The 14,114-nt window shown below is 58.5% G+C and carries 12 protein-coding genes; 7 read left to right on the top strand and 5 right to left on the bottom strand.

Annotated elements, in window-relative coordinates; genetic code table 11:
- Positions 1-55 precede the first annotated feature (55 nt).
- From KDN35_RS04450 to KDN35_RS04440, 3 genes are all read right to left on the bottom strand, one after another.
- Positions 56-1,258: a branched-chain amino acid ABC transporter substrate-binding protein gene (locus KDN35_RS04450; RefSeq protein ID WP_212132187.1), complete on the bottom strand. Its 1,203-nt coding sequence runs from the start codon at positions 1,256-1,258 to the stop codon at positions 56-58.
- A gap of 176 nt (positions 1,259-1,434) precedes the next feature.
- Positions 1,435-2,832 (bottom strand): sensor histidine kinase, encoded by a 1,398-nt coding sequence (locus KDN35_RS04445; protein ID WP_212132186.1) that lies wholly within the window; start codon positions 2,830-2,832, stop codon positions 1,435-1,437.
- A gap of 11 nt (positions 2,833-2,843) precedes the next feature.
- Positions 2,844-3,548 (bottom strand): response regulator transcription factor, encoded by a 705-nt coding sequence (locus KDN35_RS04440; protein WP_171565253.1) that lies wholly within the window; start codon positions 3,546-3,548, stop codon positions 2,844-2,846.
- Between the two features lie 169 nt (positions 3,549-3,717).
- On the opposite strand from KDN35_RS04440, the gene KDN35_RS04435 reads away from it, so the two are divergent.
- From KDN35_RS04435 to pcrB, 3 genes are all read left to right on the top strand, one after another.
- Positions 3,718-4,764, top strand: coding sequence for a DUF3048 domain-containing protein (locus KDN35_RS04435; protein WP_230077721.1), 1,047 nt, complete (start codon positions 3,718-3,720; stop codon positions 4,762-4,764).
- Between the two features lie 110 nt (positions 4,765-4,874).
- Positions 4,875-5,165, top strand: coding sequence for a YerC/YecD family TrpR-related protein (locus KDN35_RS04430; protein WP_029100795.1), 291 nt, complete (start codon positions 4,875-4,877; stop codon positions 5,163-5,165).
- An 18-nt stretch (positions 5,166-5,183) separates the two neighbouring features.
- A complete protein-coding gene (pcrB, locus tag KDN35_RS04425) occupies positions 5,184-5,885 on the top strand; it encodes a heptaprenylglyceryl phosphate synthase (RefSeq protein ID WP_171565251.1) in 702 nt (233 codons plus the stop codon).
- Between the two features lie 223 nt (positions 5,886-6,108).
- Here pcrB and KDN35_RS04420 read toward each other — a convergent pair whose 3' ends face one another.
- Both KDN35_RS04420 and KDN35_RS04415 read right to left on the bottom strand, forming a co-directional pair.
- Positions 6,109-6,447 carry a hypothetical protein gene (locus KDN35_RS04420; RefSeq protein WP_212132184.1) on the bottom strand — a complete coding sequence of 113 codons (339 nt, stop codon included), beginning with the start codon at positions 6,445-6,447 and terminating at the stop codon, positions 6,109-6,111.
- 309 nt (positions 6,448-6,756) lie between these two features.
- Positions 6,757-7,587, bottom strand: a complete 831-nt coding sequence (locus KDN35_RS04415) for a glycerophosphodiester phosphodiesterase (RefSeq protein WP_171565249.1) — start codon at positions 7,585-7,587, stop codon at positions 6,757-6,759.
- 144 nt (positions 7,588-7,731) lie between these two features.
- Between KDN35_RS04415 and KDN35_RS04410 the strand changes: the two genes are divergently transcribed.
- The 4 genes from KDN35_RS04410 to KDN35_RS04395 all read left to right on the top strand — a co-directional run bounded on the left by KDN35_RS04410 (position 7,732) and on the right by KDN35_RS04395 (position 14,056).
- Positions 7,732-8,541: a VanW family protein gene (locus tag KDN35_RS04410; RefSeq protein WP_171565248.1), complete on the top strand. Its 810-nt coding sequence runs from the start codon at positions 7,732-7,734 to the stop codon at positions 8,539-8,541.
- Between the two features lie 220 nt (positions 8,542-8,761).
- Positions 8,762-11,065, top strand: coding sequence for a DNA helicase PcrA (gene pcrA / locus KDN35_RS04405; protein WP_212132183.1), 2,304 nt, complete (start codon positions 8,762-8,764; stop codon positions 11,063-11,065).
- 33 nt (positions 11,066-11,098) lie between these two features.
- Positions 11,099-13,126: an NAD-dependent DNA ligase LigA gene (gene ligA / locus KDN35_RS04400; protein WP_376717855.1), complete on the top strand. Its 2,028-nt coding sequence runs from the start codon at positions 11,099-11,101 to the stop codon at positions 13,124-13,126.
- Between the two features lie 21 nt (positions 13,127-13,147).
- Positions 13,148-14,056 (top strand): WD40/YVTN/BNR-like repeat-containing protein, encoded by a 909-nt coding sequence (locus tag KDN35_RS04395; protein ID WP_249178914.1) that lies wholly within the window; start codon positions 13,148-13,150, stop codon positions 14,054-14,056.
- Positions 14,057-14,114 lie beyond the last annotated feature (58 nt).

Here is a 14,114-nt window from a genome sequence, read left to right as displayed (position 1 = left end):
AGCCGGCAGAGGCAAAAAAAAATGCGCCTGCTGTGCGCAGGCGCCGGAAAGCGGGTTATTGTCCCGCTTCGCCGATAAACTCGGCTTTCTCTTTGCCGAACTTGTAGATATACACCTGGGAGTGCTTGTTGTCTCCCTTTTCGTCAAAGCTCACTTTGGTAAACAAACCGTTGAATTCGCTTGTGGCGCGGATGGCGTTCATCACCTGTTCGCGCGTCGGCTTTTTGCCGCCGTTTTCCTTGATCGCCTGCTCGATGCCGTTCAGAGCGACCAGGGTTGCGTCATAGGCAAACGGAGAAAATGCGCCCGGTTCCTTGTTGAATGCCGATTTGAACCGTTCCACCCACTTCTTGCCTTCCTCCTGGGAGCGGATGTCGCTGACCACGGTTGCGTAGACGATGCCTTCTGCGGCAGGTCCGGCGATTTTGTACATGTCGTTCGACTCCAGCCCTTCACCGCCCATGAATTGGCCCGTGTAGCCCTTCTCGCGGGCCTGCTTGGCGATGATTCCCAGCTCGGCGTACATGCCGCCGTAGAAGACGAGGTCGGGCTTGTGTGCCACCAGTTGGTTCACGATTGCGCTGTAGTCTTTTTCGCCGGGGTTGATGCCTTCATAGGCCACCTCTTTCACACCCAGCTCTTTGAACGCCTTGCGCACCTCATCGGCCAGCCCCTGTCCGTACGCGGTCTTGTCGTGGGCGATGTAGACGGTGGTAATGCCCATCTTTTCCTTGGCGTATTTGGCTGCTGCCGGCGCGATCTGGTCGTTGCGCGCCACCAGGCGGTTTACGCTCTTTTTGCCTGCTTCCGTCAGTTCAACGCCGGTGTTGGCCGGAGAGATCATCGCAAGTTTGCCTTCCTCGTACTTGACGGACGAGGGGATGGCGACACCGGTGTTGTAGTGGCCGATCACGGCGTATACATCCGGGTCGGCGATCAGCATTTCCGCATTGGAGACGCCGATTTTCGGGTCTGCCTGGTCGTCCTGCGGGAAGAGCTGCAGGTCAAAGCCCAGCTTTTTGAAGTCTTCCATGCGGTCCTGGACGGCCAACTGCGCCCCCAGCTTGATCCCGTCGCCCTCCAGCGACTGCGTGCCGGACAGCGGGCTTTGCGTGGCGATTTTGATAACGTTGGAGCCGGCGTTTCCGCCGCTGCCTTCATTGCCTCCCGAAGAAGTGGAATTGCCCCCGCCGCAGCCGGCAACGAGCGAACCTGCCAGCAATCCGGCAAGCAACAAGCGAACGGTTTGTGATTTCATGACGTAACCCCCATATCATTTGTGAGAAATATATTTTTCTCTAACATATCAGGATATAGCATATACGTCAATGAATATTCCGTATTGTGTGAAAATGGAAATTGTTTTGGACATAAACGGTCGGCGCGCAGCAAAAAAGTCCCGGGATGACCGGGACTTCAATTCATTCCGGAAGTCTATTTTCTGTCAACCGGCAGCGTCACCGTAAAACAGGGGCCGTCCGCCTCATTTCGCACGGAAATGCTTCCGCCGTGGGCTTCGAAGACGGCGCGGGCGATGGCCAGACCGAGGCCGTGCTTGCCCGATTTGCCTTTGCGAAAACGCTGGAACAGATGGGGCAGCAGGGCTTCCTCGATGGGCGGCCCGTCATTGGAGATGGTGACGGTCACCGTATCGCCCGTCTGGGTACCGGTGATCGTCAGCCGGCTGTTTGCGTAGCGGAGTTGATTTTCCAGGATGTTGACGAACGCCGTGCTGAGCTGTTCGCCGTCTCCTTCCAGCACCAGCGCAGCAGGCAGACGCAGTTCCCAGTTGACGGCCGGGTTGAGCACAGAGAGGCGCTGCTGCAGGAGGCTGAACATTTCCGCCAAATCGACGCGCCCCATCTGCATCATCTGGGAGACCGACTCGATCTTCGTCAGGTAGAGGAGCTGACCTACTACCTTTTCCAGCCGCTTGCTCTCTTCCATGATGATCTCCAGCCCTTTTTCCGCCTGCGGGCCTTTAAACACGCCTTCCAGCAGGCCGTGGGCATACCCCTGTATCGCCATGATCGGTGTCTTCAACTCGTGCGAGATGTTTTGGATAAAGTGGCGCTGCGACTCGTCGTATTCCTTCAGTTGGCTTTTCATCGACTCAAACGAGCGGGCCAGCTGGCCAATCTCGTCCTCCCGGTCCATCGTCAGCGGGATGTCGAACTGCCGGCGGGCAATCTTTTGGCACGACTCGTCCAAGGTACGCAGCGGTTTGCTCAGATAGCGGCTGAACCAGACAGCCAACAGCCAGCTCACCAGCAGCAGAATAATGAAGATGATCATAAACTGGCGGGTCAAGAGCGCATTGATCTGGTTCAGTTCCCGCTCCTTGGAGAAGAGGACGAGGTAGTAGGGAAAGCCGTGGTAATCCATCAGCTTGCTGACAAACAGGTAGTCCTCCCCGCCCCGTTCGAGCGTGCCGTGCTGCAGCCGGTTCCGGGGAAAGGAGGACGCCCCCCTGAACAGGTCGACTGTGTCCTCGTAGGAGAGATTGTCTGTCAAGCGCTTGCCCAGCACATGGCCGTCCGCGGAAAAGACGATCATGTCAAACGAGTATTCATAGCGCGACAGGAGCAATTGCAAAAAGTAGGGAGCGGCCGCGGGAACGGGGAGCAGCTCGTTGTGCTCGTTGAAGGCGATGTGTTCCGACAGGGTGTAGAACTCTTCCTCCAAAAGGGCATACGTGTTGTTGACCAGATAATGCTTGACGGCAAAGGGATAGACGATGCCCACGCCGATCCCCAGCACGCTGGTCAGCAGCATGAACAAGATCAATATCTGCCGGGAGAGCGGCAGGTTTTTCAAACGGAATTTATTCATCATGGGATTCATCACGGCCGGGTCAAACGGTAGCCGAAGCCATAGACGGTCTCCAGCGGGAATTTGGGCATTTTTTTGCGGATGCGTTTGACCAGGTCATCCACCGCCCGGTCCGATCCGATGTAATCCTCTCCCCAGATGGCCGTCAAGATTTGTTCCCGGTTCAGGGCAAGCCCCTGGTTGTGCAGGAGGTAGATGATCAGTTCAAACTCCTTGGTGGTCAACTCGATCAGGTTGTCCCCTTCCTTGACCAGCCGGCCTTTCTCCGAAATCAGGTACGGCCCTACCGCGACCCAATCCTGGTACGCCTGCGGCTGGGCTGCTGCGAGGACTGGCCCTTTTTCGTACGTGCGCTGCAGCAATTTTTGCACCCGGATGACCAGTTCCCGGGGCAAAAACGGTTTGGCCAGATAGTCGTCGCTGCCCAGCTCCAGCCCGATGATTTTGTCGATGTCCTGATCCCGGGCGGAGATGAAAATGATCGGCACGTCCGATTTGCTGCGTATCAACCGCAGGAGCTCGTATCCGTCAATGTCGGGCAGCATGATGTCCAAAATCCAGATGTGGGGCTGTTCCGGCTCGTCCAGCACCGGCAGCACGTCGGCCCCGCTGGAAAACGCCCTGACCCGGAAACCGGCGCTTTCCAGGTAGGACTGCAAAAGCCCCAGCAGATTGGTTTCGTCGTCCACGAGATAGACGAGGTAGGGAGTCTGCATGGTTCATTCCTCGCTTTGCCTCAGTCGTTTGGTAACATTGTAGCACAGCGCCGTTGGTGATGTGTGGGAGGGGCGTATGAGAATCGTGCAAAACGTGTGGAAGCAGGATTCTCCTGTCACGCGCAGAAAAGAGAGGAAGGCAATGAGAAAACTGGAAAGGAGCGCTCCCATGCGAAGACGCACACCATTCATGTTGACGCTGCTGACTCTGGCGCTGCTCACGGCGTGTACCGGAAAACCGGGCGACACCACGCCCCAGCCGGAGCAACCGCCCGCTCCCCATGTAGAAACACCTCCGACCGAACAGCCGAAATACGCTTACACCGCCCCGTTTACCGGTCTGGGAAGCCCGGTGAAGCTGGAACAGCGGCCGATCATGGTGATGATCAACAACGCGCCGGCTGCGCGTCCGCAGTCCGGGTTGAATCAGGCAGACCTGGTGTACGAGGTGCTGGCGGAGGGGGAAATGACCCGTTTTCTCGCTGTCTTTCACAGCCAGCGGCCGGACGTGATCGGCCCGGTACGCAGCATTCGCCAGTATTTTATCGAGATTGGCGTCGGCCTGGACGCCGTGCTCGTACACGCGGGCGGCAGCCCGGAAGCACTGGCGACGCTGGCACGTTCCGACTACAGTCATCTGGACGAGATTCCCAACGGCCGTTATTTTTGGCGGGAAACGTTTCGCAACCCGCCGCATAATCTCTACACCAAGCCCGACCTGATCGAGCAGGCGATCCGCGACAAGGGCATGCGGACGAACAGCGATCTGCCGCGGATGTCCTTTTTGCCGGCTGATGCTGAGATTACCGGGGGAGAGCCGGCCAGTCAGATCGACATCACGTTCCATCGCCTGAACAAGGCAGCTTTTCAGTACGACAATGAAAAGAAAAAATACCTGCGTCTGACCGACGGCAAGCCGCACCTCGACCTGACAACCGGCGAGCAGTTATCCGCCACCAACGTGCTGGTTATCGCCGCCCGACACCGCGTGCTGGACAAGGAAGGACGGCGCCAGGTGGATGTAGTCGGCCCGGGTGACGGCTATCTGTTTGAACAGGGAATGGCGCGCAAGATCAAGTGGAAGCGGCAGGGCGGCATCATTCGCGCGTATGAGGACGCGGCCATGACCAAGGAACTGCCGCTGCTGCCGGGCAACACGTGGGTGGAGATCGTCCCCAACGCACCATCGCTGTCCCACTATGTGAAATACCAATAAGGGCTTGCGAAGTGGCGCCATATCTTCTAAGATTAGAATAGCCTTAGGGCTTTAGTGCTTGAAAATTTTACAGTGAAAAACATTCCCTGCGAAATGATGGGGTGATTGTGATGCAATTGGAAAAATTGAAAGGCAAAGGGATCGAGCAGCTTTTTGAAGCGATTCTCTCCCTGGAAACCATCGAGGAGTGCTATCGCTTTTTCGACGATCTCTGTACCGTGAACGAAATGCAGTCGCTGGCGCAGCGCCTGGAAGTGGCCCGCATGCTGCGCAAGGGGTACACGTACAACCAGATCGAAGCGGAGACAGGAGCGAGCACGGCGACCATCTCCCGTGTGAAGCGCTGTCTGAACTACGGCAACGACGGCTACCAACTGGCGCTGGAGCGGATCGGCAAGTAGAGTGGGAGGCAGACATCGGTGATTGACTATCGTGGCTGGCGCCATACCTTCAAACTGGACCCGGACAAAACGATTGGCGACGAGGCATTGGAAGCGTTGTGCGAGTCGGGGACGGATGCGATCATCGTCGGCGGCACCTATGGCGTGACGTACGACAACACGCTGGAGTTGATGGCACGGGTCCGCCGCTACGCGGTCCCGGCCGTGTTGGAAATCTCCTCGCTGGATGCGGTAGTGCCCGGCTTTGACGCCTATTTCATACCACTGGTGCTCAACGCGGGCGATCCGGACTGGATCTTTGCGCCGCATGTCTCCGGCCTGAAGGCGTACGGTTCCTACATCCACTGGGAAGAGATCTTCACGGAAGGCTACCTGATCGCCAACCCCGAGGCTAGCGTGGCGCAGTTGACCAAGGCCCGCCCAATCGCAGACAGCGACGAGGCCAAAGCATATGCCCAGGTGGCGGCAAACATTTGCCGCCTGCCCATCGTCTATGTGGAGTACAGCGGCACCTACGGCGACCCGGAACTGGTCCGGGCGTGCCGGGCGGGAGCCGAAGGGGCGCATCTGTTTTACGGCGGCGGCATCCGCACACCGCAGCAGGCGGCGGAGATGGCGGCGATCGCCGACACGGTCGTGGTGGGCAACGTGATCTACGACGACTTGCAGGCGGCGCTCGCGACGGTTGCCGCTGTCAAAGGCGTGCAGAAGCAGCGGTAAGGGAAAAGGAGACTCATTGATGAGTCTCCTTTCAGTTTGTAGACTAAGTCCGTGGCGCATGGGTGATCGGGCCCGCTCGCTCTCTTGACGCCCAGCAAAGAAGTGGATGATGTCCGCTCCAAGACGTGACGCGGGCAGGGGGCAAACATCTGGGTGTTTCGACGAAGTGAGACTTGTGCCCCCTGTTTTTCCCGCGTCTTTCGTTTTTCCGCTGGGCAGGTCGTCAAAGGAGCTCATCGTAACCCGCTCGGTCTATTTCAAAGTCCAGTGACCCTTCGACAAATCGGTAACCGCCCGCCAATACTTCCGGAATCTCTGCAAACAGGCCCAACTGGTCCTGGAATGCGGACAAATCGGCAATGACCAGGCTCTTTTGTTGGTAGTAATGGGATTCCATATCCGGACGATCCGTTCGTTGATAGACAAGGTAAGCCGTTCCTGGCGAAAATTGCTTTTCCGGTTCGACCAATTCCTGATCAGCCTTTGTCATCGCGGTCTGCATGCGCTCTTCCTTGCCGACGATCCGGGCCTGTTCGATTTTGTACGAGAAACGTCCGCTCACCATCTCCTTTTTTTGCCTTCTCGATGAAATCTGTCATCTCGTTGCCTCCTTCCTCCCATTTATTAGATAGCCGGACTCGCGAAATGGTTTTTTATTTCACCTGAAAATGTGGAAAAAATTCCAATAATCAACAAACTTTTGTGTTACGATGTTGGTAAACGGCAAACGGCCAAAATCTGTGTGTTTCCATTGGGGAAGTGCCGATTATGAACTAGACAAAATGCCGTCCGGCACCAAAAAAAGGGCGCCCGTATTCCGTGGGGCGACCCTTTGTCTGCTTTGCCCGACGCCGGGTGTGGCAGATGGCGCTTATCTGCGATGGCTGGAGGGCACATAATCCGGAAAGTCGGTAATGATGCCGTCAACGCCCGCAATCAGCAGCGGATTCACCTCGGCCCGTTTGCGCACGGTCCAGGCGAAGACCTGCATGCCGCGTTCGTGGATGCGGTCGGTCAGATCGGCGGTCACCAGATTGCGGCTGGGGTTCACGTAGTTGGCGTAGGTCGCAAACTCGTCCAGCATCGCGTCTGTCAAATGACTCGCCTTGTTGGTCAGCACACCGATCGGTATGTCCGGCAGGAGCTTGTGAAACCGTTTCAGCGATTCAAAATGGAAGGACTGCACGATAACCTTTGCGCTGCGTGCCTTATCCATGCCGCGCTTCTGCAGGGCGTCGGCCACCTTGCTTTCTACACCGGGATACAGCTCCGGCGACTTCAGCTCGATCAGGATGCCGATTTTGCCGCGGAATTCGTCCAGCACCTGGTCAAGGGTAGGGATCGGTTCCCCGGCAAAGGCGGAGTGGAAGAAACGGCCCGCATCCAGCCTGAGCATCTCCTTGAGGGTGAGGGCGCCTACGCGGCCGGTGCCGTTGGTCGTCCGATCGACCGTATTGTCGTGGATGACCACGAGATGACCGTCCTTGCTGACGTGCACGTCAAGCTCGATGTAATCCGCCTTCATCTCCACCGCCTTGCGAAACGCGGCCATGGTGTTCTCCGGTGCGTAGCCGGAAGCCCCCCGGTGTGCGATCGTTTCCGTCCGGTGGTACGAAAAATCGGATGCGACGGTCAAAACGGCAGCCGGCTGAAGCAGCGCCGTCAACAGGGTGGCGGACAAGGTGATTCCCGTGCGAAACATGCGCATCTCCTCCCTAGATTATCAGTATGTGAATGTGCGGGTCTTTGGTTGCAGGGGGAAGAAATGTATCGCCCATTCTGTTCACACACGAATCCGTAATCGTGTGTGCATGATCCAAAGAGTTGCCGGAAAGGAAGGTAGCAAATGAGACCTGTTGCGCGAAGTCGGTTGCGGCTGGCGGCGGGAGTGTGCTTCTACCGCCTGAAACGGTACGCAGAGTGGCTGCTGGGGGGAAAGCAGTATTCGCGTGAAAAGCAAAGCGAACTCTTGCCCCATCTGCACATCCGTCATCAGACGCCGCTCCTGCGTCGGCTCAAGAATGTGGACATGTGGATGCAGCACAACAAAATCATCAATCTGCGCCTGGCTGCCGAACGGCTGAACGGGGTGATCGTTCGTCCCGGGGAAACCTTTTCCTATTGGCGGCTGATCGGCAAGCCGACGCGTAGGAAAGGGTACGTGGAGGGCATGCTGTTGTCACACGGCCGCGTCATATCCGGTGTGGGGGGAGGACTGTGCCAGCTGTCCAACCTTGTATACTGGATGACCCTGCACACTCCGCTGACGGTCACGGAGCGGCATCGGCACGGCTATGACGTGTTTCCCGACGCCAACCGGACCCAGCCGTTCGGCAGCGGGGCCACCTGTTTTTACAACTACCTCGATCTGCAAATCGCCAACCAGACTCAGCAATCGTTCCAGCTGCACGTGTTTCTCACCGACACTCACCTCGTCGGCGAGTGGAGAGCCGAATACCCTCCCACGCGGCGGTACGAAGTGTACGAAAAGGAGCATGCCATTACCCCGGCCATCTGGGGAGGCTACGAGCGAACCAATGTCCTGCACCGCCGGGTGTACACGCTGGACGGAGAATGGCTCGATGACGAATTTATCGCGGAAAATCGCGCGATGATGATGTACGAACCGCTGCTGTCGTCCCAGCAATCCCGCTGACAGCGATGCGAGGGGACGTTATGGACTGCCGGTGATATTGGATGCGCCATGAAAAGGACCGCCGCTGCTCCTGCGCGGGTACGGCGGTCTTTCCGTTGGCAGGGATTGCATGAGCGAGGGATCGGATTCAACTGGAACTTGCCTTCGATCTGTGCGAAAATAGGAACATATGCTTTCGTTCGGGAGCGCTTTGACAGGCAAGAAAGGTGGACGTATACATATGGCAACAATTGACCGAATTTTAGCTGGACTGAATCCGCAGCAGCGGGAAGCGGTCCTGACCACGGAGGGGCCGGTGCTGATTCTGGCGGGTGCGGGCAGCGGCAAGACCAAGGTGCTGACCCAGCGCATCGCCTACCTGATCAGCGAAAAACAGGTGGCGCCGTGGAGCATCCTCGCCATTACCTTCACCAACAAGGCGGCGCGGGAAATGCAGAGCCGCGTGGCGTCCATCGTCGGCGCGGGAGCGGAGGACATCTGGATCTCGACGTTCCACTCGCTGTGCGTGCGGATATTGCGGCGGGACATCGACCGCCTGGGGATCAGCCGCAGCTTCTCCATTCTTGACGCGGGCGACCAGCTGTCCGTCATCAAGCAATGCCTCAAGGAATTGAATCTCGATCCGAAGAAATACGAACCGCGCGCCATCCTGGCGGCAATCAGCGGAGCGAAAAACGAGCTGACGGACCCGGCGGCGTACGCCAAACGGGCGGCCGATCCGTACAGCCAGGTCGTGGCCAGGGTGTACGAGGCGTACCAGAAAAAGCTGAAGAGCAACCAGTCGCTGGACTTCGACGACCTGATCATGACGACGGTCCGGTTGTTCAAGGAAGTGCCGGAAGTGCTGGAATACTACCAGAAAAAGTTCCGCTACATCCATGTGGACGAGTACCAGGACACCAACCGGGCCCAGTACATGCTGATTTCCATGCTGGCCGACCGCTACCGCAACGTCTGCTGCGTCGGGGACGCCGACCAGAGCATTTACAAGTGGCGCGGCGCGGACATTTCCATCATTTTGAACTTTGAAAAGGACTATCCGGAAGCGAAAATGATCAAACTGGAGCAAAACTACCGCTCCACCAAGACGATTTTGCAGGCGGCCAACCAGGTAATCGCCCACAATGTCATGCGCAAGGAGAAAAAGCTCTGGACGGAAAATCCGACCGGGGAAAAGATCGGCTGCTATCAGGGTGATTCCGAGCACGACGAGGCGTACTTCATCGTGGACACGATCAACAAGCTGATGCCCGCCTACAAGCGCTACGACAAGTTCGCCGTGCTCTACCGGACCAACGCCCAGTCCCGCGTGGTCGAGGAAGTGTTTATCAAATCGAACATTCCGTACACGATCGTGGGCGGCACGAAATTCTACGATCGCAAGGAAATCAAGGACATTCTCGCCTATCTGCGGGTCATCTCCAACCCCGACGATGACATCAGCCTGGCGCGGATCATCAATGTGCCAAAGCGCAACATCGGGGAGACGACCGTGGAAAAACTGCAGAACTACGCCAGCGCGCACGGCCTGTCGCTTTACGGTGCGATTCAGGAAGTGGGCTACATGGGGCTGCCGACGCGCACGACCAACGCCATCCTCGCCTTTAACGAGCTGATCACCAACCTGATGCAGATGACCGATTACCTGACGGTGACAGAGCTGGTGGAAGAGGTGCTGAAGCGGACCGGCTACCGGGAGGCTTTGAAAGAGGAGAAGACGCTGGAGGCGACCGCCCGTCTGGAAAACATTGAGGAGCTGTTGTCCGTTACCCAGGAGTTTGAGCGGAAAAACGACGACAAGAGCCTGCTCGCCTTCCTCACCGACCTGGCGCTGATTGCCGACATTGACACGCTGACGGAGGACGGGACAGCAGAAGAAGACCCCTCCGCGGAAGGCCAGGTCGTGCTGATGACCCTGCACAGCGCCAAGGGGCTGGAGTTCCCCGTGGTCTTTCTGGTCGGCATGGAGGAAGGGGTGTTTCCGCACAGCCGGGCGCTGTTTGACGAAGGGGAAATGGAGGAGGAGCGCCGCCTCGCCTACGTCGGCATCACCCGGGCGGAAGAGCGCCTCTACCTGACCTGCGCCCGGATGCGCACCCTGTTTGGCCGGACCACGAACAATCCCCCTTCCCGCTTTTTGCAGGAAATTTCCGCAGAACTATTGGACGGCAGCCCGGTGATCGAGGGACGCTTTGCCCGTATCGGGGTGTTCGGCCAGCGGGAAGCGGCTGGTCGGCCGTTTGGCGCGCAGACACAGACGGGGCTGCGATCCGCGACAGGCATGCGGACGGGTGCCTCGCCGTTTGGCCGGCCTGCGCAGTCTGCGGCCAAGCTGCCGGGTCACGGCGCGGCCGCAGGTATCGACTGGAAAGTGGGCGAAAAGGTGAAGCACGGAAAATGGGGCATCGGAACAGTGGTCAAGGTGAAGGGAAGCGGAGACGACATGGAGCTGGACATCGCCTTCCCCAGCCCGATCGGCATCAAGAAACTGCTGGCTAAGTTTGCCCCGATTGAACGAGCTTAACAAAAAGTGAAATATGAAACGGTATAGCAAAGGATGAATGAGATGGACCGATTGACGGCAGAAGCACGAATTCGCGAACTGCGGGAACAAATCGAGCGGCATAACCGTCTGTATTACGTAGAGGACCGACCGGAAATTACGGACCAGGAATACGACATGCTCATGCGGGAACTGCAGGATCTGGAAGACCTGTTCCCGGACATGGTGACGCCCGATTCGCCGACACAGCGGATCGGGGGCGAACCGCTGCCCTTTTTTGAAAAAGTGGTGCACAAGACGCCGATGCTCAGCCTGAGCAACGCGTTTGACGACGAGGACCTGCGCGACTTTGACCGGCGCGTGCGGCAGACGGTGGGCAGCCAGACCGTCCACTACGTCTGTGAGCTGAAAATCGACGGGCTGGCCGTCTCCCTGCACTACGAAAACGGCTTGTTCGTCAAGGGGGCGACCCGCGGTGACGGCACCACCGGAGAGGACATCACGCAGAATCTCCGGACGATCCGGTCCATCCCGCTGCGCTTGACCCGGCCGCTGACACTGGAGGTGCGGGGCGAGGCGTACATGCCGCGCAGCGCGTTTGAAAAGCTGAACCGGGAGCGGGAAGAGCGGGGGGAAGCGCTGTTTGCCAACCCGCGCAACTCGGCGGCCGGTTCGCTGCGCCAGCTCGATCCGAAAATTGCCGCGTCCCGCCAACTGGACACGTTTATCTACAGCATCGGCGAGCTGCAGGGGGAGAGCGTGGAGTCGCACAGCGAAGGGCTTAACCTGCTGGAGTCGCTGGGCTTCAAGGTCAACCCGGAGCGACGGGTGTTTGACAACATCGAGGATGTGATCGAATTCGTCCACGGCTGGACGGACAAGCGGCGGAACCTGCCGTACGACATCGACGGCATGGTGATCAAGGTGGACAGCTACGCCCAGCAGCAGGAACTGGGCTTTACCGCCAAAAGCCCGCGCTGGGCGATCGCCTACAAATTCCCGGCGGAAGAGGCGGTCACGATTCTGGAGGGCATCGAGGTGTCCGTGGGCCGCACGGGGACAGTCACTCCGACCGCCCTGCTGAAGCCGGTCAGCCTGGCGGGAACGACGGTCAAACGGGCTTCCCTGCACAACGAGGACATCATCCGGGAAAAGGGGCTGTTGATCGGCGACCACGTGGTGGTCAAGAAGGCGGGGGACATCATCCCCGAGATTGTGGCCGTCCTGCCCGAACGGCGAACCGGCGGGGAAGTGCCGTTTTCCATGCCGACGCACTGTCCGGAATGCGGCAGCGAACTGGTTCGCCTGGACGATGAGGTGGCCCTGCGCTGCATCAATCCGATGTGTCCGGCGCAGATTCGCGAAGGCATCATCCACTTCGTTTCCCGGCAGGCGATGAACATCGAGGGGCTCGGAGAGAAAGTGGTGGCCCAGCTGTTTAACGCCGGCATCATTCACAGCGTCGCCGACCTCTACTATCTGCACCAGCAGCGGGACGTGCTGCTCGGCATGGAGCGGATGGGCGAAAAGTCGGTCGACAACCTGCTGGCGGCAATCGAAGCCAGCAAGGAAAACTCGCTGGAGCGGCTGCTGTTTGGCCTCGGCATCCGCCTCGTCGGAGCCAAGGCGGCGCGCGTCCTGGCCGAACACTTCGGCGACATGGACGCCATCATGCGCGCCAGTGAGGAAGAACTGACGCAGATCAACGAGATCGGACCGAAAATGGCTGCCAGCCTCGTCAACTACTTCCGGCAGCCGCAGGCCGAAGCAGTGATCGAACGGCTGAAGGCGGCAGGCGTCAACATGACCTACAAGGGCGTACGGGCGGAAAGCGGAGCCGACCTGCCGCTGGCCGGTAAAACGATTGTCCTCACCGGCACGCTGTCCAGCATGACCCGCCAGGAAGCGGAAGAAGCGATAACGCGCCTGGGCGGCAAAGTGACGGGCAGTGTCAGCAAAAAGACCGACCTGGTCATTGCCGGTGAAAAGGCAGGCTCCAAACTGGAAAAAGCGGAAAAACTGGGTGTGGCCGTCATGGACGAGGCCGGCTTTTTGCAGCTTTTGGAAGGGAACAACAAGTAGCCATACAGCGGCCACCTGTGTTTGAGAACGGGAAAGGGTGTGGTAAGCATGTATCGCTTGCTGCGTGCGGGAATGGTCATAACGGCGCTGGCGCTTCTGGCAGGCTGCAGCGAGAACGAGCGGAGCAAGCCGGTGACCCCTGCAGTGACAGCGGCCGCCATACCGGGTGACTTGACCTACCAAGACGTTCTGCAAAAAGGGGAAGTGGTGCACAACCTGGCGATGACAGCGGATGCCCGGCAGGTCTGGGTGGGGACCCACTCCGGTCTGTACAGCTCGGCCGGCGGCGGTTTGTGGGGACTTCTCTTCCCGCAGTTGGAGCAGGAGGACGTAGCGGGCTGGTATGTCGATCCGCAGAACCCACGGCAGATCTTCATGGCCGGAAGTGACGGGGTCATGCGCTCCACAGACGGGGGAGAGACGTGGAATCGGGCGGACGAAGGGCTTCCCAAGCCGGCCAATATTCGCAGTTTTATCGGCACACGTGAGGGTGACCAGATCCGGTTGTTTGCCTTTGTCACCGGCGAGGGCATTTACCAGTCGTCTGACGAGGGTGACCAGTGGAAGATGTGGCTGCCGCTGGATCAGGAAGTGTACGCGATGGATTACAATCCGCTGGAAGACCGCCTGTACGTGGCTGCGCAATACAATCTGCTCTATCACGAGAGCGGGCAGTGGTACACGGAAACGGTACCGAATGTGCAGCAGATTTACTGTCTGGCCGTCGACCGGACGACGGGGATACTGGCGGTAGCCACCGAACAGGGCATCATGGAAAAAGAGGACGGAGAGTGGCGACCGCTTGCGGCCAAGGCTCCGGAAAAGCTGATCGTGGTTGCGCCCGGAGCAGGCCCGTACAGGTGGGTGGGCATCGGCGAATCTGCCTTTGTGTACGCACTCACTGATGACAAGTGGACGAAGTGGAACTGACCACCCAGGCGAGAAACAAGGGCGTTATGCCTGTTTGCAAATACAAGGGAGTACTGGT

Origin of the sequence: Brevibacillus sp. NL20B1 (assembly GCF_018195675.1) — a bacterium.
GTDB lineage: Bacteria > Bacillota > Bacilli > Brevibacillales > Brevibacillaceae > Brevibacillus > Brevibacillus aydinogluensis.
This window is presented reverse-complemented; position numbering and strand designations above follow the sequence as displayed.

What these genes read in the sequence shown, in the direction of transcription:
- KDN35_RS04440 (WP_171565253.1), bottom strand. Translation starts at nt 3,548, where the DNA reads ATGCAGACTCCCTACCTCGTCTATCTCGTGGACGACGAAACCAATCTG.
- KDN35_RS04435 (WP_230077721.1), top strand. Translation starts at nt 3,718, where the DNA reads ATGCGAAGACGCACACCATTCATGTTGACGCTGCTGACTCTGGCGCTG.
- pcrA (WP_212132183.1), top strand. Translation starts at nt 8,762, where the DNA reads ATGGCAACAATTGACCGAATTTTAGCTGGACTGAATCCGCAGCAGCGG.
- KDN35_RS04450 (WP_212132187.1), bottom strand. Translation starts at nt 1,258, where the DNA reads ATGAAATCACAAACCGTTCGCTTGTTGCTTGCCGGATTGCTGGCAGGT.
- KDN35_RS04410 (WP_171565248.1), top strand. Translation starts at nt 7,732, where the DNA reads ATGAGACCTGTTGCGCGAAGTCGGTTGCGGCTGGCGGCGGGAGTGTGC.
- ligA (WP_376717855.1), top strand. Translation starts at nt 11,099, where the DNA reads ATGAATGAGATGGACCGATTGACGGCAGAAGCACGAATTCGCGAACTG.
- KDN35_RS04415 (WP_171565249.1), bottom strand. Translation starts at nt 7,587, where the DNA reads ATGTTTCGCACGGGAATCACCTTGTCCGCCACCCTGTTGACGGCGCTG.
- KDN35_RS04430 (WP_029100795.1), top strand. Translation starts at nt 4,875, where the DNA reads ATGCAATTGGAAAAATTGAAAGGCAAAGGGATCGAGCAGCTTTTTGAA.
- KDN35_RS04445 (WP_212132186.1), bottom strand. Translation starts at nt 2,832, where the DNA reads ATGAATAAATTCCGTTTGAAAAACCTGCCGCTCTCCCGGCAGATATTG.